18 protein-coding genes are annotated in these 15,731 nt (G+C 62.3%); all 18 read left to right on the forward strand.

From position 1 onward, the window contains the following. Positions 1–5 precede the first annotated feature (5 nt). The 18 genes from ACP7CJ_RS17185 (at position 6) to fliR (ending at position 15,731) form a co-directional block, all read left to right on the forward strand. Positions 6–1,382: a sigma-54-dependent transcriptional regulator gene (locus ACP7CJ_RS17185; protein WP_426100044.1), complete on the forward strand. Its 1,377-nt coding sequence runs from the start codon at positions 6–8 to the stop codon at positions 1,380–1,382. A 131-nt stretch (positions 1,383–1,513) separates the two neighbouring features. After that, the gene (fliE, locus tag ACP7CJ_RS17190) at positions 1,514–1,843 is read left to right on the forward strand and encodes a flagellar hook-basal body complex protein FliE (protein WP_276194209.1); all 330 of its coding nucleotides are present in this window, start codon (positions 1,514–1,516) and stop codon (positions 1,841–1,843) included. A gap of 16 nt (positions 1,844–1,859) precedes the next feature. Further along, positions 1,860–3,638, forward strand: a complete 1,779-nt coding sequence (gene fliF, locus ACP7CJ_RS17195) for a flagellar basal-body MS-ring/collar protein FliF (RefSeq protein WP_426100043.1) — start codon at positions 1,860–1,862, stop codon at positions 3,636–3,638. After that, positions 3,631–4,650 carry a flagellar motor switch protein FliG gene (gene fliG / locus ACP7CJ_RS17200; protein WP_048720872.1) on the forward strand — a complete coding sequence of 340 codons (1,020 nt, stop codon included), beginning with the start codon at positions 3,631–3,633 and terminating at the stop codon, positions 4,648–4,650. Before fliF ends, fliG begins: the two co-directional genes overlap by 8 nt. 10 nt (positions 4,651–4,660) lie before the next feature. Then, positions 4,661–5,425, forward strand: coding sequence for a flagellar assembly protein FliH (fliH, locus tag ACP7CJ_RS17205; protein WP_276194207.1), 765 nt, complete (start codon positions 4,661–4,663; stop codon positions 5,423–5,425). Continuing rightward, positions 5,415–6,773 (forward strand): flagellar protein export ATPase FliI, encoded by a 1,359-nt coding sequence (gene fliI, locus ACP7CJ_RS17210; RefSeq protein ID WP_253397705.1) that lies wholly within the window; start codon positions 5,415–5,417, stop codon positions 6,771–6,773. The genes fliH and fliI overlap by 11 nt, the downstream gene beginning before the upstream one ends. Before the next feature lie 3 nt (positions 6,774–6,776). Beyond that, the gene (gene fliJ, locus ACP7CJ_RS17215) at positions 6,777–7,226 is read left to right on the forward strand and encodes a flagellar export protein FliJ (RefSeq protein ID WP_276194206.1); all 450 of its coding nucleotides are present in this window, start codon (positions 6,777–6,779) and stop codon (positions 7,224–7,226) included. Between the two features lie 123 nt (positions 7,227–7,349). After that, positions 7,350–7,655, forward strand: a complete 306-nt coding sequence (locus tag ACP7CJ_RS17220) for an STAS domain-containing protein (RefSeq protein WP_276194205.1) — start codon at positions 7,350–7,352, stop codon at positions 7,653–7,655. Continuing rightward, a complete protein-coding gene (locus ACP7CJ_RS17225; RefSeq protein WP_426100042.1) occupies positions 7,652–9,370 on the forward strand; it encodes a SpoIIE family protein phosphatase in 1,719 nt (572 codons plus the stop codon). Before ACP7CJ_RS17220 ends, ACP7CJ_RS17225 begins: the two co-directional genes overlap by 4 nt. A gap of 30 nt (positions 9,371–9,400) precedes the next feature. After that, a complete protein-coding gene (locus ACP7CJ_RS17230) occupies positions 9,401–9,745 on the forward strand; it encodes an Hpt domain-containing protein (RefSeq protein ID WP_247407287.1) in 345 nt (114 codons plus the stop codon). A 97-nt stretch (positions 9,746–9,842) separates the two neighbouring features. Next, entirely contained in the window at positions 9,843–11,249 is a 1,407-nt protein-coding gene (locus tag ACP7CJ_RS17235) for a flagellar hook-length control protein FliK (protein WP_426100041.1), read from the forward strand. A gap of 223 nt (positions 11,250–11,472) precedes the next feature. Beyond that, a complete protein-coding gene (gene fliL, locus ACP7CJ_RS17240) occupies positions 11,473–11,979 on the forward strand; it encodes a flagellar basal body-associated protein FliL (RefSeq protein WP_247408027.1) in 507 nt (168 codons plus the stop codon). A 9-nt stretch (positions 11,980–11,988) separates the two neighbouring features. After that, complete coding sequence (fliM, locus tag ACP7CJ_RS17245) at positions 11,989–12,957, forward strand: flagellar motor switch protein FliM (RefSeq protein WP_247408025.1); 969 nt, start codon at positions 11,989–11,991, stop codon at positions 12,955–12,957. Positions 12,958–13,017: 60 nt separating this feature from the next. Continuing rightward, complete coding sequence (gene fliN / locus ACP7CJ_RS17250) at positions 13,018–13,485, forward strand: flagellar motor switch protein FliN (protein WP_276194202.1); 468 nt, start codon at positions 13,018–13,020, stop codon at positions 13,483–13,485. A 1-nt stretch (position 13,486) separates the two neighbouring features. Further along, a complete protein-coding gene (gene fliO, locus ACP7CJ_RS17255) occupies positions 13,487–13,924 on the forward strand; it encodes a flagellar biosynthetic protein FliO (RefSeq protein ID WP_276194201.1) in 438 nt (145 codons plus the stop codon). Continuing rightward, the gene (gene fliP / locus ACP7CJ_RS17260; RefSeq protein ID WP_198717140.1) at positions 13,924–14,667 is read left to right on the forward strand and encodes a flagellar type III secretion system pore protein FliP; all 744 of its coding nucleotides are present in this window, start codon (positions 13,924–13,926) and stop codon (positions 14,665–14,667) included. The genes fliO and fliP overlap by 1 nt, the downstream gene beginning before the upstream one ends. A 4-nt stretch (positions 14,668–14,671) precedes the next feature. Further along, the gene (gene fliQ / locus ACP7CJ_RS17265; RefSeq protein WP_003214552.1) at positions 14,672–14,941 is read left to right on the forward strand and encodes a flagellar biosynthesis protein FliQ; all 270 of its coding nucleotides are present in this window, start codon (positions 14,672–14,674) and stop codon (positions 14,939–14,941) included. Positions 14,942–14,945: 4 nt separating this feature from the next. Continuing rightward, positions 14,946–15,731, forward strand: coding sequence for a flagellar biosynthetic protein FliR (gene fliR / locus ACP7CJ_RS17270; RefSeq protein WP_276194200.1), 786 nt, complete (start codon positions 14,946–14,948; stop codon positions 15,729–15,731).

Here is a 15,731-nt window from a genome sequence, read left to right on the forward strand (position 1 = left end):
AGGCTATGGCTATCAAGGTTTTGTTGGTGGAAGACGATCGTGCCCTACGTGAGGCATTGGCTGACACGCTGTTGCTGGCGGGCCATGACTATCGTGCGGTCGGTTCCGCCGAGGAAGCCTTGGAGGCGGTGGAGCAAGAGCCCTTCAGCCTGGTGGTCAGCGACGTGAACATGCCAGGCATGGACGGCCACCAGTTGCTCGGCCTGCTGCGTGCGCGACAGCCGCAACTGCCGGTGTTGCTGATGACCGCTCATGGCGCCGTCGAGCGCGCGGTGGACGCCATGCGCCAGGGTGCGGCGGATTATCTGGTCAAGCCCTTCGAGCCCAAGGCGTTGATCGAACTGGTGGCGCGGCATGCCCTGGGAGTGATTCCGGCCGGTGAAGGCGACGGCCCGATTGCCTTCGAACCCTCCAGCGCACAATTGCTGGAACTCGCGGCCCGCGTGGCGCGCAGTGACTCAACCGTGTTGATTTCCGGCGAGTCGGGCACCGGCAAGGAAGTGTTGGCGCGCTATATCCACCAGCAATCGGGCCGCGCCCAGCAGCCCTTTATCGCGATCAATTGCGCGGCGATCCCCGACAACATGCTCGAAGCCACGCTGTTCGGCCACGAAAAGGGCTCGTTCACCGGCGCCATCGCGGCCCAGGCGGGCAAGTTCGAACAGGCCGACGGCGGCACCATCCTGCTTGACGAAATTTCGGAAATGCCCCTGGGCCTACAAGCCAAGCTGCTGCGGGTGCTGCAAGAGCGTGAAGTGGAGCGGGTCGGTGCGCGCAAGCCGATCCAGCTGGATATCCGCGTGGTCGCCACCACCAACCGCGACCTGGCCGGCGAAGTGGCGGCGGGGCGCTTTCGGGAAGACTTGTTCTACCGTCTCTCGGTATTCCCCCTGGCCTGGCGCGCACTGCGCGAGCGCCCGGCGGACATCATCCCGCTGGCCGAGCGTCTGCTGAACAACCACGTCAAAAAAATGAAGCACGCCCAGGCGCGGCTGTCGGTCGAAGCCCAGGCCTGCCTGATCAGCTACGCGTGGCCCGGCAACGTGCGGGAGCTGGACAACGCGATTCAGCGTGCATTGATTTTGCAACAGGGCGGCTTGATCCAGCCCCAGGACTTCTGCCTGGCCATGGGCAGTGGCGCCGCGCCGTTACCGAGCCTGGCGCCCGTGCCGCTGGTCGCTGAAGCCGAGTCTGCAGGGGCTCTGGGCGACGACCTGCGCCGCCGCGAATTCCAGATGATCATCGACACCCTGCGCGCCGAACGCGGCCGCCGCAAAGAAGCGGCCGAGCGCCTGGGCATCAGCCCGCGCACCTTGCGCTACAAGCTGGCGCAGATGCGCGACGCTGGGATGGACGTGGAAGGCTACCTTTTCGCCACCTGATCGGTAACAAGGTCGACAAGTTTTGTCGCCTTTTCTTACAAGTTGCTACAGAGCTGGCACCCTTGTTGCTACCACCCCTAGTAACTGCTGCGTAGTGTCAAAAAAATGCGGGTCGTCGGAGAGAGAAGGTCATGAGCCAGGGTATTGAGTTCAATCGGTTGATGTTGGATATGCGCTCCATGCAAATGGATGCCATGGCTCAACCGAAATCCGTCGCGCCAGCGCCGGAATTGGGCCAAAGCAGTTTCGCCGACATGCTCGGCCAGGCAGTCAACAAAGTCAGTGACACTCAGCAAGCCTCCAACCAGTTGGCGACCGCGTTCGAGATCGGCAAGAGCGGCGTGGACCTGACCGACGTGATGGTCGCTTCGCAGAAAGCCACTGTGTCCTTTCAAGCCTTGACCCAGGTGCGCAACAAACTGGTTCAGGCTTATCAAGACATCATGCAGATGCCGGTTTAAGGGCGAGATTTAAGTCATGGCAGAAGCAGTCGTGGACAACGTACCCGCCAAGGCAGACGGCAAGCCGCCGCTGTTTGGCCTGTCGTTCCTGGAAAACCTCTCGGAAATGACCATGCTGCGTCAGGTGGGCCTGATGGTCGGCCTGGCTGCCAGCGTGGCGATTGGTTTTGCCGTGGTGCTGTGGTCGCAGCAACCCGATTACCGGCCGCTTTACGGTAGCCTGGCCGGTATGGATTCCAAGCAGATCATGGAAACCCTGGCCGCCGCCGACATCGCCTACACCGTGGAGCCCAACTCCGGGGCGCTGCTGGTCAAGGCCGATGATGTCGCCCGTGCCCGCATGAAGCTGGCCGCCGCCGGCGTGACCCCGTCCGACAGCAATATCGGTTTTGAGATCCTCGACAAGGACCAGGGCCTGGGCACCAGCCAGTTCATGGAAGCGACCCGCTACCGTCGTGGCCTGGAAGGCGAACTGGCGCGGACCATCTCCAGCCTCAACAACGTCAAGGGCGCCCGTGTTCACCTGGCGATTCCGAAGAGCTCGGTGTTTGTGCGTGATGAGCGCAAGCCAAGTGCCTCGGTATTGGTCGAACTGTTTTCCGGCCGCTCCCTGGAGCCTGGCCAAGTGTTGGCGATCATCAACCTGGTGGCCACCAGCGTTCCCGAATTGAGCAAGTCGCAAATCACCGTAGTCGACCAGAAGGGCAACCTGCTGTCCGATATGGCGGAAAACTCTTCGCTGACCCAGGCCGGCAAGCAGTTCGACTACAGCCGCCGCATGGAAAGCATGCTCACCCAGCGTGTCCACAACATCCTGCAACCGGTGCTGGGTAACGATCGCTACAAGGCTGAAGTGTCCGCCGACGTGGATTTCAGCGCCGTCGAATCGACCTCCGAGCAGTTCAACCCGGACCAGCCGGCCCTGCGCAGCGAGCAATCGACCAGCGAACAACGCACCGCCAGCAGCGGCCCACAAGGTGTGCCGGGTGCCCTGAGCAATCAGCCGCCAGCCCCTGCTTCAGCCCCGCAGACCACCGGCGGTGCCGCCGCGACCGCTGGCGCCATTGCCGCTGGCCAGCCACTGCTGGACGCCAACGGTCAGCAGATCATGGACCCGGCCACCGGCCAGCCGATGCTCGCTCCGTACCCGGCGGACAAGCGTAACCAGTCGACCAAGAACTTCGAACTCGACCGTTCCATCAGCCACACCAAGCAGCAACAGGGCCGGATCAATCGCCTGTCGGTGTCGGTGGTGGTCGATGACCAGGTCAAGATCGCCGCCGCTGATGGCGCCGTCACCCGCGCGCCGTGGAGCGCCGACGAATTGGCACGCTTCACTCGCCTGGTGCAGGATGCCGTCGGTTTCGACGCCAGCCGTGGTGACAGCGTCAGCGTGATCAACATGCCGTTCTCCGCCGAGCGTGGCGAAGTCATCGCTGAAGCGGCGTTCTACACCCAACCGTGGTTCTGGGACATCGTCAAGCAAGTGCTGGGCGTGTTGTTCATCGTAGTGCTGGTGTTCGGCGTGCTGCGTCCGGTGCTCAACAACATCACCGGCAATGGTAAGAAACAACTGGCAACCTTCGGTGGCAGCGATGTCGAGTTGGGTGGCATGGGCGGCCTGGATGGCGAACTGGCCAACGACCGCGTCAGCCTCGGCGGCCCGCAAAGCATCCTGTTGCCAAGCCCGAGCGAAGGCTATGACGCTCAGTTGAACGCAATCAAGAGTCTGGTGGCAGAAGACCCGGGCCGTGTGGCCCAGGTCGTGAAAGAGTGGATTAACGCAGATGAGTGATAGTCGAGCCGCTGTTGCCAAGCTCACCAAGGTCGACAAAGCCGCAGTCCTGCTGCTGTCCCTGGGTGAAACCGACGCCGCACAAGTGCTGCGCCACATGGGGCCCAAAGAGGTCCAGCGCGTGGGCGTGGCCATGGCGCAGATGCGCAACGTTCACCGAGAGCAGGTCGAACAGGTGATGAGCGAGTTCGTCGAGATCGTCGGCGACCAGACCAGCCTGGGCGTCGGCTCCGACAGCTACATCCGCAAGATGCTCACCTCGGCCCTCGGCGAAGACAAGGCCAACGGCCTGATCGACCGCATCCTGTTGGGCGGCAACACCAGCGGCCTCGACAGCCTGAAATGGATGGAGCCGCGCGCCGTCGCCGACGTGATCCGCTACGAGCACCCGCAGATCCAGGCGATCGTGGTGGCGTACCTCGACCCCGACCAGGCCGGCGAAGTGCTCGGCCACTTCGACCATAAAGTGCGCCTGGACATCATCCTGCGCGTGTCGTCGTTGAACACCGTGCAGCCGGCGGCCCTGAAAGAACTCAACACGATTCTCGAGAAGCAGTTCTCGGGCAACTCGAATGCTTCGCGTACCACCTTGGGCGGTATCAAGCGCGCAGCCGACATCATGAACTTCCTCGACAGCTCGGTCGAAGGCCAGTTGATGGACTCGATCCGCGAGATCGACGACACCCTGTCCGGCCAGATCGAAGACCTCATGTTCGTGTTCAACAACCTCTCCGATGTCGACGACCGTGGCATCCAGGCGCTGTTGCGCGAAGTCTCCTCCGACGTGCTGGTACTGGCCCTCAAGGGTTCGGACGAAGGCGTCAAGGAAAAGATCTTCAAGAACATGTCCAAGCGCGCCTCCGAACTGTTGCGCGACGACCTGGAAGCCAAAGGCCCGGTACGCGTCAGCGACGTGGAAACCGCGCAGAAGGAAATCCTCACGATTGCCCGCCGTATGGCCGAAGCCGGAGAAATCGTTCTCGGTGGGAAGGGCGGCGAAGAAATGATCTAAGGCGCCTCGCATGTCGAACAAAGATGAAGCGCCCAGCGACCTGATTCGCGCGCGGGACGTGGGCGGGTTCGACATCTGGTCGTTGCCCAGCTTCGATCCGCATGTGCCGGAGCCCGAACCTGAGCCTGTGGAAGAACTGCCGGCGGAAATGGAAGAAGTGCCGCTGGAAGAAGTCCAGCCGCTGACCCTGGAAGAGTTGGAAAGCATTCGCCAGGAGGCCTACAACGAAGGCTTCGCCGCTGGCGAAAAAGATGGTTTTCGCAGCACCACGCTCAAGGTTCGCCAGGAAGCCGAGGCTGCCTTGAACGTCAAGCTGGCCAGCCTGGAACGCCTGATGGGCAGCCTGTTCGAGCCCATCGCCGAGCAGGATTCGCAGATCGAAAAAGCCATGGTCGGGTTGGTCGAACACATCGCCCGCCAGGTGATCCAGCGTGAGCTGGTGCTGGACTCCAGTCAGATCGAAAGCGTCATGCGTGAAGCCCTCAAGCTGCTGCCCCTGGGTGTCGGCAATGTGCGGCTGCACATCAACCCGCAGGATTTCGAACAGGTCAAAGCCCTGCGCGAGCGCCATGAAGAAACCTGGCGCATCGTCGAAGATGCAGCGCTGCAGCCCGGTGGTTGCCGCGTCGAGACCGAATACAGCCGCATCGACGCCACGGTGGAAACGCGCATCAGCCAGATCATGGCCCAGTTGCTGGACCAGGTGCACGAGCAGGTCCTGAACCCGGCCGAACCTGACATGAGCGTGGACCTGGACGCCCCTGATGCGCCTTGATCGCACCAGTTTCGCCAAGCGTCTGAGCGGGTATGCCGAGGCCACCAAGTTGCCCGGCCAGCCGATCCTCGAAGGGCGCTTGCTGCGCATGGTTGGCCTGACCCTCGAAGCCGAAGGCCTGCGCGCCGCCATGGGCAGCCGCTGCCTGGTGATCAACGACGACAGTTACCACCCGGTGCAGGTCGAAGCCGAGGTGATGGGCTTTTCCGGCAGCAAGATTTTCCTGATGCCGGTTGGCAGCCTGGCGGGCATCGCCCCCGGCGCCCGCGTGGTGCCGCTGGCCGATACCGGCCGCCTGCCCATGGGCATGAGCATGCTCGGTCGCGTGCTGGACGGTGCCGGTCGTGCGCTGGACGGCAAGGGCGGCATGAAAGCCGAAGACTGGGTGCCGATGGATGGCCCCACCATCAACCCGCTCAAGCGCAACCCCATCAGCCAGCCGCTTGACGTGGGCATTCGCAGCATCAACGGTTTATTGACGGTCGGTCGCGGCCAGCGCCTCGGCCTGTTTGCCGGTACCGGCGTGGGTAAGTCGGTGTTGCTGGGCATGATGACCCGTTTTACCGAGGCCGACATCATCGTGGTGGGGCTGATCGGCGAACGGGGCCGGGAAGTGAAGGAGTTCATCGAGCACAGCCTCGGTGAAGAAGGCCTCAAGCGTTCCGTCGTCGTTGCGTCCCCGGCCGACGATGCGCCGCTGATGCGTTTACGCGCCGCCATGTACTGCACGCGCATCGCCGAATATTTTCGCGACAAGGGCAAGAACGTCCTGTTGCTGATGGACTCCCTCACGCGTTTCGCCCAGGCCCAGCGGGAAATCGCCCTGGCCATCGGCGAGCCGCCGGCCACCAAGGGCTATCCGCCGTCGGTGTTCGCCAAGTTGCCCAAGCTGGTGGAGCGCGCCGGTAATGCCGAGGCGGGGGGTGGGTCGATCACCGCGTTTTACACCGTGTTGTCTGAAGGCGATGACCAGCAAGACCCGATCGCCGACTCGGCGCGGGGCGTGCTCGACGGTCACATCGTGCTGTCGCGGCGCCTGGCGGAGGAGGGGCACTACCCGGCCATCGACATCGAAGCGTCCATCAGCCGGGTGATGCCGTCGGTGGTCACCCCGGAGCACATGGCCCGTGCCCAGCAGTTCAAGCAGTTGTGGTCGCGCTACCAGCAAAGTCGCGACCTGATCAGCGTTGGCGCCTATGTGGCCGGCGGCGATCGTGAGACTGACCTGGCGATTGCCCTGCAACCGCAATTGGTCACCTACCTGCGCCAAGGCCTCAACGACAACATCAGCATGGGCGAAAGCGAAGCGCACCTGCAGTCCATCTTCGCCCCCGCGCCAGGCGGCTAAGCCATGGCCAGCAACCGCTCCTCACGCTTGGCCCCGGTGGTGGACATGGCCGAAAAGGCCGAAAAAACCGCCGTCCAGCGCCTGGGTTACTTCCAGGGCCAGGTGCGCCTGGCGGAAAGTAAGCTCGGCGACCTGGAGCGCTTTCGCGGCGAGTACCAGCAGCAGTGGATCGAGCGCGGCACCAAAGGCGTGTCCGGCCAGTGGCTGATGGGCTACCAGGGCTTTCTCAACCAGCTTGAAACCGCTGTCGGCCAGCAGCGCCAGAGCCTGGCCTGGCACCAGAACAACCTCGACAAGGCCCGCGAAAGCTGGCAGCAGGCGTATGCCCGGGTCGAAGGGTTGCGCAAGCTGGTGCAGCGCTATATCGATGAGGCGCGGGCGCTTGAGGATAAGCGCGAGCAAAAACTGCTCGATGAGTTGTCCCAGCGCCTGCCGCGCCAGAATCCCTACTAGCGCCAAGCTCCGGACTCAATGTGGGAGGGAGCAAGCCCCCTCCCACATTTGCTTCGCTGTGTTGCCCACATCCGGTTAGCCTGCTACACCTTGTATCTAGACCCATGACAAGGAAGCAGTCACATGTCAGTCGAGTCAGAAGTATCCCTGGATGGGAAGAAGTTGACGATCGCAATCAAGGGCCGGTTCGATTTCGGCAGCCACCAGCTCTTTCGTGACGCCTACGAGCGTTTCTACAAGGTGCCAGACGTATACATCGTCGACCTGAAAGAAACCACCTACATGGACAGCTCCGCCCTGGGCATGCTCCTGCTGCTGCGCGATCATGCCGGGGGAGATAACTCGGAAATCCAGGTGATCAACAGCAGTTCCGACGTGCGCAAGATCCTCGCGATTTCCAATTTCGACAAACTGTTCGACATCAATTGAGCGCGCTGGCTCCGGTCCTCGAACCGCTGACCATCCTGATCGCCGAAGACAGCGCCGCCGACCTGCTGTTGCTGTCGACCATCGTCCGGCGCCAGGGCCACCAGGTGCTCACCGCCAGCAACGGCGCACAAGCCGTCGAGCTGTTTGCCCGCGAACGTCCACAACTGGTGCTGATGGACGCCCTGATGCCGGTGATGGATGGCTTTGAGGCCGCGCGGCGGATCAAGCAACTGGCGGGTGAGGCCCTGGTGCCGATCATCTTCCTCACCTCCCTGCGCCAAAGCGAAGCCCTGGCCCAGTGCCTGGATGCCGGTGGCGATGACTTCTTGCCCAAGCCCTATAACCCGCTGATTCTCGCGGCCAAGATCAATGCGATGGATCGCCTGCGCCGCCTGCAGGCCACGGTGTTGCAGCAGCGTGACCTGATCGCCAAGCACCATGACTACCTGCTGCATGAGCAGCGCGTGGCCAAGGCGGTGTTCGACAAGGTCGCCCATTCGGGTTGCATCAACGCGGCGCCGAACATTCGCTACCTGCAATCGCCCTATGCGCTGTTCAACGGCGACTTGTTGTTGGCAGCCTACACGCCGGCGGGTGACATGCATGTGCTGCTCGGCGACTTCACCGGGCACGGCCTGCCAGCGGCGGTCGGCGCCATGCCGTTGGCCGAAGTGTTCTATGGCATGACGGCCAAGGGCTACGGGTTGACGCAGATCCTGCGGGAGATGAACGCCAAGCTCAAACGCATCCTGCCGGTGGACATGTTCTGCTGCGCGACGCTGTTGTGCCTGAGCGCGCAACGGCGTGCGGTGGAAGTCTGGAATGGCGGCATGCCCGAGGGCTATGTGCATGAAGTCGCCACCGGTAAGCGCACGCCGCTGATATCACGGCACTTGCCGTTGGGCGTGCTGTCGGCGCAGGCGTTCGATGATCGCACCGAAGTCTGGCCGATGGCCCTGGGCGACCGCGTATTTCTGCTCTCCGATGGCGTGCTGGATACCGCCGATGCCAACGAACAATTGTTCGGCGCCGAGCGCTTGCAGCAGGTGTTTGCCGCCAATCGTGAGCCCGACCGCTTGTTCGAGGATATCGAGCAGGCCCTGGCGGCGTTTCGCGGTGAGGCGCGGGATGACGTGAGCATGCTCGAAATTACCCTGCAGGCCGGCCAGTCGATGCGTGCGACGGGGCCGCTGTATGCCGACAGTGGCCAGTCGTGCCCGTTGGATTGGTCGGTGAGTTTCGAGTTTCGCGCCGAGACCCTCAAACGCTACAACCCGTTGCCCTATCTGTTGCAACTGCTGCTGGAGATCCACGGCTTGCGCGAGCAGAGCGGGGCGCTCTACAGCGTGATGGCCGAACTGTATTCCAACGCCCTGGAGCATGGCGTGCTGGGCCTGGACTCGCGGCTCAAGCGCAATGCTGAAGGTTTTGCGCAGTATTACCGCCAGCGCAATGAGCGGCTGGTGCAACTCAACAGCGGTTATGTGCGCGTGCATGTGCAGGTAGAGCCCACCGCTACGGGCGGCAGGATGACCTTGCGCATCGAAGACAGCGGCCCCGGGTTCGATGTGGAACAGGTACTGGCTCGCCCGCTCGATCTCGACCGTCTGTCTGGTCGCGGCTTGGGCCTGGTGCGTCAACTGAGTAGCGATGTACGCTGGTCCGACGGCGGGCGCAGTGTCTGCGTGGAGTTTTGCTGGGAGGCTCTGGCATAATCCGCCGATTCTTGATCAAGGAGCGAACAAGTGGTTGAGGTTCATCTGGACCCGGACGTGTTATCGGGTTTGCAGGAAGTCATGGAAGGCGAGTACCCCAAATTGCTCGATACCTTTCTCGATGATTCGCAAAAGCGCGTCGAAGCGCTGCGCAAAGCTCGCGACGATGCCAAGGCGTTGGCGCGCATCGCCCATAGTTTCAAGGGCAGCAGTGGTAACCTCGGTGCAGTGCGGTTGGCGCACTTGTGCCAGCGCTTGGAGGTTGAGTCTGTCGAGGCTGCGGCGGACCTGGGGGCCTTGGTCGATCAGATCGACCATGAGTTTGCGCTGGTCAAGCCGCTGTATGAGTCGGAGCGCCAGCGCTTCCAGCTTTAATTTCAGGCCCCACACCGCTTTTCCGCAGAGCTGGCCCGACTCTTGCTATATCTCCTGATACTGCATCCCCGATTCCCATGCAGTGGAGACCTTACCTATGCCAGTCGCCCCTAATTCGCTCCTTCAGGCTGCCCCTGCGGCCAAGCCTCAAGCGCCTGCCGCCAATCCACCGGCGGCGGCCGCGGAGCCGCGGGACAAGGGCCCTGGCTTTGCTCAGGTGTTCGCCAGCCAAGGTTCGAAGCCCTCGGCCAAGGCCGACGACAACTCGGCCAAGCCCGCGCGCGACAAGCCTGCTGACGCGAGTGCCAAGCCTGTTGCTGGCAACGATAAGCCTGTCGCGAACAACGATAAACCTGCCGCGAACAACGATAAGCCTGCCGCCGGTACGCCAGCGGTTGCCGATAGCGGCAAACCCTTGCCAGCCGAACCGCCGGCCAAACCCGCCGACAGCGCCAGCAGTGATCAAACCCCGCCCGCCGACCCAGCCCTGGCGCAGCAGCCGGCGGTAGACCCAGTGGTTGCCCCGGTGGTTGATCCGGCCCTGATTGTCACGGTCACGCCGGTTGCTGTGCCAGTGCCAGTGCCGGTGGAAACGCCAGCCCCGGCTGCCGCCGCCAAGGATGACAAGGCCCAGCCGGTGGTCACGGCACCGCTGGCAGCGACCGATGTGGCCAAGCCGGCCTTCGATCCCACGGCAGACCCTCTGGATGCGATGCCGGCGGTACGCCTGGCGATGGAGCAGGGCGGTCATGTGTCGGCCAGCAGTCAGGCCCCGCAGAGCGCCGCGCCGCCGTCCCAGGACCAGCCGACCGCTGCGCAGAACTTCGCCACGGGCCTGGCTAACATGGTGGACCAGCAAGCCAGCAAGGACAGCACCGACCAGGGCGGCGACAAAGCCTTTGGCGGGTTGATCGAAGGCGGCCTCAAGGATTTGAAGAGCGCCAGCAGCGACACGCGTGTCGATGACTTCGCCAACCGCCTGGCCGCACTGACCCAGGCCGCCACGCCGAAAACCGCCAATGCTTTGCCGCCGGTCGCCAACGCACCGCTGGCCATGCACCAGAGCGGCTGGACCGAGGAAGTGGTCAACCGCGTGATGTACCTGTCCAGCGCCAACCTCAAGTCGGCAGAGATCCAGCTACAGCCGGCCGAACTCGGGCGCCTGGATATCAAGGTCAACATGACGGCCGACCAGCAGGCCCAGGTCACCTTCATGAGTGGTCACGCCGTTGTGCGTGAAGCACTGGAAACCCAGTCCGGCCGTTTGCGCGAGATGTTTGCCCAGCAGGGCATGGGGCAGGTCGACGTCAATGTGTCCGACCAGTCCCGTGGTTGGCAGGGCCAGGGTCAACAGCAACAGAACCAGAACCAGGCGAACGGTGTCAGTGGTCGTGGCGGTCGGGGTGACAGCGGCGACGTTGCCGATCATGCCGAAGTGGCCGCGGCCGTCGCGCCGGTGACGGCCACCGTGATTGGCTCCAGCGCCGTTGACTATTACGCCTGATCCTAAGCCTGGCACCGGCTCAAGTGTGGGAGGGGGCTTGCTCCCGATGGCGGTGTATCAGCCAATGAATCTATTGACTGACACACCGCTATCGGGAGCAAGCCCCCTCCTACATTCGATTCGCGGTGATCTCTCTTCCCCGATTGCCAGACAACTCTGGCATAACACTTGCTCTTGCCTTTCCGTAGATCTATGAATCCCCAAATAGTGACGGATTATTGGCATGGCGAAGAGCGAAGACGCAGCACAAGCACCCGCAGGTAAGGGCAAGGGCAAGCTCAAGCTTATCCTGTTGATTGTCCTGGGCCTGGTCCTGGCGATTGGCGCGTCCGTGGGCGGCACTTGGTACATCATGCACAGCAGTGCGAGCAAACCGGCGCCCGCCGCCGAAACTGCCAGTAACGTCAAGCAACCGGCAATCTTCGAGCCGATGCTTCCGGCCTTTGTCGCCAACTTCAATCAGAACGGTCGTCAACGCTACCTGCAGGTGAGCATCACCTTGCTGGCGCGCAACCAGGCGGACCTTGAGGCCCTCAAGGTGCATATGCCGGTGATCCGCAATAACCTGGTGATGTTGTTTTCCGCGCAAAGTTTCGACAGCCTGGCTACGCCGGTGGGCCAGGAAATGTTGCGCCAGAAGGTCACTGCCAGCGTGCAGGAAGTGGCCCAGAAAGAGCTCGGCAAAGTGGTGGTCGAGCAGGCGCTCTTCACTAATTTCGTATTGCAGTAGGATCACGACATGGCCGTGCAAGACCTGCTGTCCCAGGATGAAATCGATGCGCTGCTGCATGGCGTGGACGATGGTCTGGTACAGACCGAAATGGCTGCTGAGCCCGGCAGCGTCAAAAGTTATGACCTGACCAGCCAGGATCGCATCGTCCGTGGACGCATGCCGACCCTGGAAATGATCAATGAGCGTTTCGCCCGTTACACCCGCATCAGCATGTTCAACATGCTGCGCCGCTCGGCAGATGTGGCGGTGGGCGGCGTGCAGGTGATGAAGTTCGGCGAATATGTACACTCGCTGTACGTGCCTACCAGCCTCAATCTGGTCAAGATCAAGCCATTGCGCGGTACTGCGTTGTTCATCCTCGACGCCAAACTGGTGTTCAAACTGGTGGACAACTTCTTCGGTGGCGACGGCCGTCACGCCAAGATCGAAGGCCGCGAGTTCACCCCTACTGAACTGCGCGTGGTGCGTATGGTGCTGGAGCAGGCCTTCATCGACTTGAAGGAAGCCTGGCAGGCGATCATGGAGGTCAATTTCGAGTACATCAACTCGGAAGTGAACCCGGCCATGGCCAACATCGTTGGCCCCAGCGAAGCCGTTGTGGTGTCTACCTTCCACATCGAACTCGATGGCGGTGGCGGCGACCTGCACGTGACCATGCCGTACTCGATGATCGAGCCCGTGCGCGAAATGCTCGACGCCGGCTTCCAGTCAGACCTCGACGACCAGGACGAACGCTGGGTCAAGGCCCTGCGCGAAGACCTGCTGGACGTCGACGTGCCCCTGACCGCCACCGTGGCCCGTCGCCAACTGCGCCTGCGGGATATTTTGCACATGCAGCCGGGCGACGTGATTCCCGTCGAGTTGCCGGAAGAACTGATCATGCGCGCCAGCGGCGTACCGTCGTTCAAGGTCAAGCTTGGTTCGCACAAGGGCAAACTGGCACTGCAAGTGGTGGAGTCGATCAGCCGGCGCTGAGTCACCCGTATTGATGCACCCCTATTTATTTATGAATGTTTGCTCCGCCGAGGACATGTAATGGCTACCGAACACGAAAACACTTCCGCCGAAGACCAGGCCCTGGCCGACGAATGGGCTGCGGCCCTGGAAGAAACCGGCGATGTTGGCCAGGACGATATCGACGCGCTGCTGGCGGCCGATGCCTCCACCGCACCGGCCAGTAACCGCATGCCCATGGAAGAATTCGGCAGCGTGCCGAAGAATAACAACCCGGTGACCCTCGACGGCCCGAACCTGGACGTGATTCTCGACATCCCGGTGTCGATCTCCATGGAAGTCGGCAGCACCGACATCAACATCCGCAACCTGCTGCAGCTCAACCAGGGCTCGGTGATCGAGCTGGATCGCCTGGCCGGTGAGCCGTTGGACGTACTGGTCAACGGCACGCTGATCGCCCATGGCGAGGTAGTGGTGGTCAACGAAAAGTTCGGCATTCGCCTGACCGACGTGATCAGCCCGAGCGAACGCATCAAGAAGCTGCGCTGACATGAAGTATTCGATGGCGGGACTGTTTTTGGCGCTGCCATTGAGCGCCCTCGCGGCCGAGCCGGTCGCGCAAGCGGCCGCCGCCCCCGTGGTGAGCAGCGGCATCGGTGGCCAACTGACCCAGTTGGTGCTGGGCCTGTTGCTCGTGGTCGGGCTGATTTTTGTGCTGGCCTGGCTAATGCGTCGTGTGCAGAACATTGGTCCGGGCAACGCCCAGGTCATCGAGATGATCGGTTCGCGCGCCCTCGGCCCGCGTGATCGGCTGGTGCTGGTGCAGGTGGGCGAGGAACAGATCCTGCTGGGCCTCACCCCCGGCCGCATCACCCCGCTGCACGTGCTCAAGACGCCGGTCAACGTCGCCCCGACCCAGGCCGCCACGCCAGAATTCGCCCAGCGCCTGATGGAGTTGCTGGGCAAGGATCAGAAGGATAAGAAGTAATGCGCGTTTTATTGACGCTCATGCTGTGGCTGGCCGCGCCATTGGCGTTCGCCGCCGACCCGTTGTCGATCCCGGCGATTACCCTGGGCACCAACGCGGCCGGGGCCCAGGAGTATTCGGTCAGCCTGCAGATCCTGTTGATCATGACGGCGCTGAGTTTTATCCCGGCGTTTGTCATGCTGATGACCAGCTTCACCCGGATCATCATTGTGTTCTCGATCCTGCGTCAGGCCCTGGGCCTGCAACAGACGCCATCGAACCAGATCCTCACCGGCATGGCGCTGTTCTTGACGATGTTCATCATGGCGCCGGTATTCGACAAGGTGAACCAGCAAGCCCTGCAGCCTTACCTTGCGGAAAAGCTCACGGCGCAAGACGCCATCGACAAGGCCCAAGGCCCGATCAAGGACTTCATGCTGTCGCAGACCCGCTCCAGCGACCTTGAACTGTTTGTGCGTCTGTCCAAGCGCACCGACATCGCCACCCCGGATCAGGCACCGCTGACGATCCTGGTGCCGGCGTTTGTTACCTCGGAATTGAAGACGGCGTTCCAGATCGGTTTCATGATCTTTATCCCGTTCCTGATCATCGACCTGGTGGTGGCGAGCGTGCTGATGGCCATGGGGATGATGATGCTGTCGCCGCTGATCATCTCGTTGCCGTTCAAGATCATGCTGTTTGTGCTGGTGGACGGCTGGGCGCTGATTATCGGCACGTTGGCCAGCAGTTTCGGCGGAGTGTAGGGCCATGACCCCAGAAGTTGCCGTCGACCTGTTCCGTGAAGCGTTGTGGCTGACCACCATGATGGTCGCCGTGCTGGTGGTGCCGAGCCTGTTGGTCGGCCTGCTGGTGGCGATGTTCCAGGCCGCGACCCAGATCAATGAACAAACCCTGAGCTTCCTGCCGCGCCTGCTGGTGATGCTGATCACCCTGATCGTCGCCGGCCCGTGGCTGGTGCAGACCTTCATGGAATACATCCTGCAGTTGTACGGCAGTATTCCGCAGTTGATCGGCTGACCGCATGCAATCGCTGCTGGCGTTGACCGACACCCAGATCAGTACCTGGGTGGCTTCGTTTATCTTGCCGCTGTTCCGCGTCACGGCGGTGCTGATGAGCATGCCGGTGTTCGGCACTACCCTGGTGCCGCGCCGCATCCGCCTGTATTTCGCGGTGGCGATCACCGTGGCCCTGATGCCGGGCTTGCCGCCGATGCCGCCCGTCAACGCGCTGGACCTCAGTGCGCTGATGCTGATTGCCGAGCAGATCCTTATCGGCTCGCTGCTGGGTTTCTCCCTGCAGCTATTCTTCCAGGCCTTCGTGATTGCCGGGCAAATCATCTCGATCCAGATGGGCATGGGCTTCGCGTCCATGGTCGACCCCACCAACGGCGTGTCGGCAGCGGTGATCGGGCAGTTCCTGACTATGCTGGTGACCTTGCTGTTCCTGGCCATGAACGGCCACCTGGTGGTGTTCGAGGTGCTGACCGAAAGTTTCACCACCTTGCCGGTCGGCTCGGGGCTGGTGGTCAATCACTTCTGGGAGCTGGTGGGGCGCCTCAGTTGGGTGTTGGGCGCTTCGCTGTTGCTGGTGCTGCCGGCGATCACTGCGCTGCTGGTGGTCAACATCGCCTTTGGCGTGATGACCCGCGCGGCGCCGCAACTGAATATCTTCTCTATCGGTTTCCCGTTGACCCTGGTGTTGGGCATGGGGATTTTCTGGATCGGCATGGCCGACATACTCAATCAGTATCAACCGCTGGCGACCGACGCCTTGCAGTTCTTACGTGATCTGGCACGGGCGCGCTGA

The organism is Pseudomonas sp. PSPC3-2, assembly GCF_049897085.1.
Lineage (GTDB): Bacteria > Pseudomonadota > Gammaproteobacteria > Pseudomonadales > Pseudomonadaceae > Aquipseudomonas > Aquipseudomonas paraveronii.

Bases quoted from the DNA above. Each gene is read 5' to 3' on its own strand.
- ACP7CJ_RS17185 (WP_426100044.1), top strand. From the start codon at position 6: ATGGCTATCAAGGTTTTGTTGGTGGAAGACGATCGTGCCCTACGTGAG.
- fliE (WP_276194209.1), top strand. From the start codon at position 1,514: ATGAGCCAGGGTATTGAGTTCAATCGGTTGATGTTGGATATGCGCTCC.
- fliF (WP_426100043.1), top strand. From the start codon at position 1,860: ATGGCAGAAGCAGTCGTGGACAACGTACCCGCCAAGGCAGACGGCAAG.
- fliG (WP_048720872.1), top strand. From the start codon at position 3,631: ATGAGTGATAGTCGAGCCGCTGTTGCCAAGCTCACCAAGGTCGACAAA.
- fliH (WP_276194207.1), top strand. From the start codon at position 4,661: ATGTCGAACAAAGATGAAGCGCCCAGCGACCTGATTCGCGCGCGGGAC.
- fliI (WP_253397705.1), top strand. From the start codon at position 5,415: ATGCGCCTTGATCGCACCAGTTTCGCCAAGCGTCTGAGCGGGTATGCC.
- fliJ (WP_276194206.1), top strand. From the start codon at position 6,777: ATGGCCAGCAACCGCTCCTCACGCTTGGCCCCGGTGGTGGACATGGCC.
- ACP7CJ_RS17220 (WP_276194205.1), top strand. From the start codon at position 7,350: ATGTCAGTCGAGTCAGAAGTATCCCTGGATGGGAAGAAGTTGACGATC.
- ACP7CJ_RS17235 (WP_426100041.1), top strand. From the start codon at position 9,843: ATGCCAGTCGCCCCTAATTCGCTCCTTCAGGCTGCCCCTGCGGCCAAG.
- fliL (WP_247408027.1), top strand. From the start codon at position 11,473: ATGGCGAAGAGCGAAGACGCAGCACAAGCACCCGCAGGTAAGGGCAAG.
- fliM (WP_247408025.1), top strand. From the start codon at position 11,989: ATGGCCGTGCAAGACCTGCTGTCCCAGGATGAAATCGATGCGCTGCTG.
- fliN (WP_276194202.1), top strand. From the start codon at position 13,018: ATGGCTACCGAACACGAAAACACTTCCGCCGAAGACCAGGCCCTGGCC.
- fliO (WP_276194201.1), top strand. From the start codon at position 13,487: ATGAAGTATTCGATGGCGGGACTGTTTTTGGCGCTGCCATTGAGCGCC.
- fliP (WP_198717140.1), top strand. From the start codon at position 13,924: ATGCGCGTTTTATTGACGCTCATGCTGTGGCTGGCCGCGCCATTGGCG.
- fliQ (WP_003214552.1), top strand. From the start codon at position 14,672: ATGACCCCAGAAGTTGCCGTCGACCTGTTCCGTGAAGCGTTGTGGCTG.
- fliR (WP_276194200.1), top strand. From the start codon at position 14,946: ATGCAATCGCTGCTGGCGTTGACCGACACCCAGATCAGTACCTGGGTG.